Source organism: Paenibacillus sp. HGF5, assembly GCF_000204455.1.
Classification (GTDB): Bacteria; Bacillota; Bacilli; order Paenibacillales; family Paenibacillaceae; genus Paenibacillus_AQ; species Paenibacillus_AQ lautus_A.
Genome location: NZ_AEXS01000013.1, coordinates 1 through 4,457 on the forward strand (window position 1 = coordinate 1; position 4,457 = coordinate 4,457).

At 53.0% G+C, this 4,457-nt stretch carries 6 protein-coding genes; 4 read left to right on the forward strand and 2 right to left on the reverse strand.

Features of this window, described 5'->3' with window-relative positions; all coding sequences use genetic code 11:
* The coding region (locus HMPREF9412_RS01475; protein WP_009589493.1) for an ATP-binding protein at positions 1-517 on the forward strand (517 nt) is incomplete at its 5' end.
* 129 nt (positions 518-646) lie between these two features.
* Here HMPREF9412_RS01475 and HMPREF9412_RS01480 read toward each other — a convergent pair.
* A complete protein-coding gene (locus tag HMPREF9412_RS01480; RefSeq protein ID WP_009589498.1) occupies positions 647-1,105 on the reverse strand; it encodes an SAM-dependent methyltransferase in 459 nt (152 codons plus the stop codon).
* A 19-nt stretch (positions 1,106-1,124) separates the two neighbouring features.
* Positions 1,125-1,925, reverse strand: coding sequence for a helix-turn-helix domain-containing protein (locus tag HMPREF9412_RS01485; RefSeq protein WP_009589495.1), 801 nt, complete (start codon positions 1,923-1,925; stop codon positions 1,125-1,127).
* A 200-nt stretch (positions 1,926-2,125) separates the two neighbouring features.
* Between HMPREF9412_RS01485 and HMPREF9412_RS01490 the strand changes: the two genes are divergently transcribed.
* The 3 genes from HMPREF9412_RS01490 to HMPREF9412_RS32740 all read left to right on the forward strand — a co-directional run bounded on the left by HMPREF9412_RS01490 (position 2,126) and on the right by HMPREF9412_RS32740 (position 4,443).
* A complete protein-coding gene (locus HMPREF9412_RS01490; RefSeq protein WP_009589496.1) occupies positions 2,126-2,578 on the forward strand; it encodes an SRPBCC domain-containing protein in 453 nt (150 codons plus the stop codon).
* A gap of 357 nt (positions 2,579-2,935) precedes the next feature.
* Positions 2,936-4,267, forward strand: coding sequence for a hypothetical protein (locus tag HMPREF9412_RS01495; RefSeq protein ID WP_009589497.1), 1,332 nt, complete (start codon positions 2,936-2,938; stop codon positions 4,265-4,267).
* A 35-nt stretch (positions 4,268-4,302) separates the two neighbouring features.
* Positions 4,303-4,443, forward strand: coding sequence for a hypothetical protein (locus HMPREF9412_RS32740; protein WP_009589499.1), 141 nt, complete (start codon positions 4,303-4,305; stop codon positions 4,441-4,443).
* Positions 4,444-4,457 lie beyond the last annotated feature (14 nt).

The following is a 4,457-nucleotide window of genomic DNA, read 5'->3' on the forward strand; positions in this document are numbered from 1 at the left end:
GGAGCGGGCCAATCTGATGGTAGGGGAATTCATGATCCTGGGCAAACCCCAGGCGGCTGTGTTTAAGCTTGAGAATTGCGGCGAGATTTTGGAGGAAGTGCTTCATTTGTTCGCCATTCAGGCGAGCCTTGGCGGCATAAAGATGACTCAATGCTTCGGCCGGAATGCAACGATTCTGTGCGACCGGAACCAGATCAAGCAAGTTTTTCTCAATATCCTGAAAAATGCGATGGAGGCCCTGCCGTATGGAGGAAATATTCACATCCAGATGGATGTTGAGGATGGGTATCAGCGCGTGACCTTTACGGATAACGGCTCCGGCATGACGGAGGACGTGCTTCGGCGGATTGGGGAACCCTTCCATACCACCAAGCCGGACGGCAATGGGCTGGGTATCATGATCGTCCAGCGCATCATGGAGAGCCACAATGGCCGGATCGTCATCCGAAGCGAGGAAGAGCGCGGAACATCGGTTGAGATCCGTCTGCCGGTCTCGGGCCAGAGCCTTTCTAATTAATCTGATTAACAATTAAGGTTATGCAGCATGATGCGGATCAACAGAAACAGCGCTGGCTTAGGCCGGTCCCTGAACCTCAAAGGACAGGCGGCAGCGCTGTTTTTTTGTAATTATGAAGAATCTTAATCATTATTCCCAGTAACGGGACATGATGTCCGTAGCCCATTGGGGCTGCTTGGTCTTTGTCTTCGGCAAAAATTCTTTCATGACAGGCTTGATATCAACGACGGGAGTCCCGTCTACGGCATCCAGCCCTTTAACGAAAACGGACCTGCCCTCTCTGCTTATCAACTCCACTATGGTGGCTCCCAGCTTGTTGGGACGGTTCTTGCCGCGCTGGGCGAAGATACCGACCTTGGGAAAGCTCGGATTATTCCGCGGATGTCTCGCCGCATATTGGATGCTGTCGTCCTGGACGAGATGGAAGACATAGATGATTTCAAGGTGGCTGAACGTTTCAACCCCATCCAGGGAGCTTTCATTCCATTCTTCGCCAAGCTTGATCTCCGAGATGACATCCCCCCAGTAATCATCCTGAATCGCCTTTCTTTCGTTATGGATCGTTCCGATCGCCTGGAGCGTATACATGCTGTTACCTCCCTTAGATTTATCGTTCCTTCATATAAACTTCGGGCGTTTTACCTATCACCGCTTTAAAATCCCGGATAAAATGCGACTGGTCATAATAACCCATATCCATGGCCAGCTCCAGCACATCCTGATGATCCAGGCCTTCGAGCATTTCGGCGGCATTCTGCAGCCGGTACAAGCGAATCACCCATTTAGGGCTTACTCCAACGTATTGCTTGAACAGGCGCTGAAGTGATCTCGGGCTCATCTGGAACCATTCGCTAACCTGCTCGACCCGAATGATGTCCCGGTTGTGATGAATTTGGTCGATCATGGCATGAATCCGTTCGATCTGTTCATCCTCTTCGGGAAGAATGCGGCGAATAAGCTCCTCCATGTACCTAACCTTGTGCTCCGGCTCCTCTGCGGTCAATAGCTCCTGCTCCAGCTTATGGGGCTCAACTTGGAGAATCTCCATGGTTCCTATGGAGGAATCCGTCAGGCGGTCCATGGACGTGTTCATGAACGGATAGAATCCGCCGGGTCTGAACTTGACGCCGAATACTTGCCCCCTGCCCTCCAGATGGTGCGAATGCCTCGTGCTGGCTACGCCGTAAAAAGCGGTCCGACAGGGTTGAACGACCAGATTGGCGCAAGGATTAGGAACAACATCCTGCAGATGAGATTCGTGATCGGTTAAATCCCAATGAATGATCCAATAATGCTTGATGAAATGGGAAAGGTCCTCCGACGGGGGGACGCGCAGGAGCTGGAATTTCTCTCCGGCTTTTTTCATGTTCAAGATGCCGAGGCTGGGCTGATGAGAATGCTGAATCATGGATATAAACACCTCCCATAACTCCGTAGCAGGCCTGGATTGATGGACCACTGGCCTCCACGGGACTTGAGCTTGAAGTGCTTCCGCAGGTTGCAGCCTGTCGCATTTTTACAATACTTGGATCGCGGCTGCTTGATAACATCATCATATCACAGTAGGACAAGCTGGTTTTTCGTATTTCAAGATGGGAGGAAACTAAAATGGAGCCGTTACATTATGAGTTTTATATCGGAGCTTCGCAGGAGAAGGTATGGGATGTCTTAACTTCGCCGGAGGGAACGCGGGCCACCTTTTTCGGGAGTGAACTGAGATCTTCTTTTCAAGTTGGGGAGCCTTACGCTTATGTGGGACCGGGGAATGACGGGGAGGAGACGGTTCATGTCTATGGGAATGTTCTGGCTTATGAGCGGCAGAAGACACTGAGCCTGTCCGAGCACCCGGGCCCGTCGTATTACGCGAATCATGAGGAGCTGGAGTCCCGCATTACGTTCACCCTTGAGCCGATAGGCAATTGTACCAAGCTAACGCTCGTCAATGATCAATACACGCCGGATCATCCGTCCCGCGCCAAGGCAGCGGACAGCTGGTGGATGGTCATGAGCATTCTGAAGACCTATGCGGAGACGGGGGAGACCCTGGATTTGGGCTGGTAGCCTTATAGCAATAAATCGGCGTATGAAAGGCAGGATCCAAGGATTCCTCGGGCCGCGCACACCATGCGCATGATTCATGAATCCGTTATATATCCGGAAAAGAAATCGATTCAAGAGCCGTAATGGCTCTTTTTTTTCTTGCTTATGGGTATGTGCTTGTTCTGGATCGCGGCGTCATGATGGTTATCGCATGAGACACCAAGTCTACTCTCAAGCAGCACGCAGGGTGCATTCGTTTATGCAGGGAGGAGCGCGTTTCGCTTGCCAAATTTTCGATAGCGGTTATGATTTAGGTATCCGTACCGGCCTGCTCATGCACGGCTTCTCGGAAATGGGAAAGATGGGAGTGAAGGCATCATGACGGAGCGGACCCGCCCCCCTGTCCAGCAAATCCGTATCGGTATTATCGGAACCCGGACGATCGTTGACAAGATCATGAAGGTTATTGAAACCTTTCCTTCCTTTGACCCTGCGCCGCTGGTTTTCCAGGATGAAGACGAAGCCCCTGCACTGGCGGAGCGGATGGGGAGCGAGGTCGAAGTGTTGTTCCTCTCGGATCCGTTGTCCCAGCGCAAGGTGAAGGAGCTCGGTCAGGTCAAGATCCCTGTACATTACGTTCCCGTCACAGACGCGGGTTTATATAAAGCGCTGTTCCATGCCGGGCAGCAGGAACGACTGGATGGAGGCATATCGGTGGACACCTTAACCGAGACAATGGTGGTTCGGACCATGAAGGATCTGGGCATCCCTGCCGTACAGGCTGTCGTCTACGATGGGCCGGCTTACGCCCCGAAGAGCAGCCTGATCGCGTTTCATCGCCATCAATACGAATCCGGCGGGTGCTCTGTTGCATTCACGGGCGTGGAATCCGTGGCCCAAGAACTGACGCGGCTCGGAATACCCAATGAATGGCTGCTTCCTTCCGATCAGGATATCGTGGTATCGCTGGAGCGAGCCCTGCTGTCCACGGCATCCCGCCGCAGCTGGGAAGGCCAGATTGTGGTCGGGATGATAAATATAGACGATTTCGGCACGCAGGCGCTGAGACGGAACAGTGAGCATGAGGTGCAGAAGCTGAAGCTGGATATTCACCGGATGGTGCTCGATTACGTGGAATCCCTGGATGGTTATCTGACCCATCTGGGCGGGGATGAGTATCTGTTTTTCACGACGCGCGGCATCTTCGAACGGGAAACCGGAGGTTACAAAACGATTCCCTTGGCCAAAGACGTGAACAAAACCTACGGCATTTCGCTCAGCATCGGCATGGGATTCGGCCGGTCGGCCAGCATGGCCGGAACCCATGCGCGCATCGCGATGCGGAAGTCCAAGGAGGTTGGCGGCAACGCCTGTTTTATCGTGCGTGAGGATGGTACGCTGATAGGGCCGCTGGAAATGGCCGATCCCGTGCTGGAGGTGCTATCCTTTACGGATGCAGGGCTGATCAAGCGAGCAGAGGATGCGGGCATGACGAGCGCCTATTTGAGCAAGCTGCTGAACCAGCGCGCCCGTTCGGGTAAATACGAATACAAGGTCCATGAGCTCGCCCACCTGCTGGACATTACCGTCCGCAGCGCGCATCGCCTGCTTCAGCTGTGGACCGACAACGGGTTGGTGGAGATTTCGGGGCTCGAGAAGGTGCCGAGGGGAAGGCCGCGGCAAATCTTCCGATTTGCATTTTTGGAATAAAATATTCGTTATGTCCTATAATGGAGGATGAGGTGATGGACTTGAAGAGAACGAGTGCCCCGTTTTCCCGCTTTGAGAAAATCTTCATCTTTACGCTGCTCGGACTGGCTTCCCTTTTTATCGCTGCCTTCTTCGTGCTTCGATATATCGTGCAGAACGTTTCGTTTGCTCCCTGACATCAGGGGGCTTT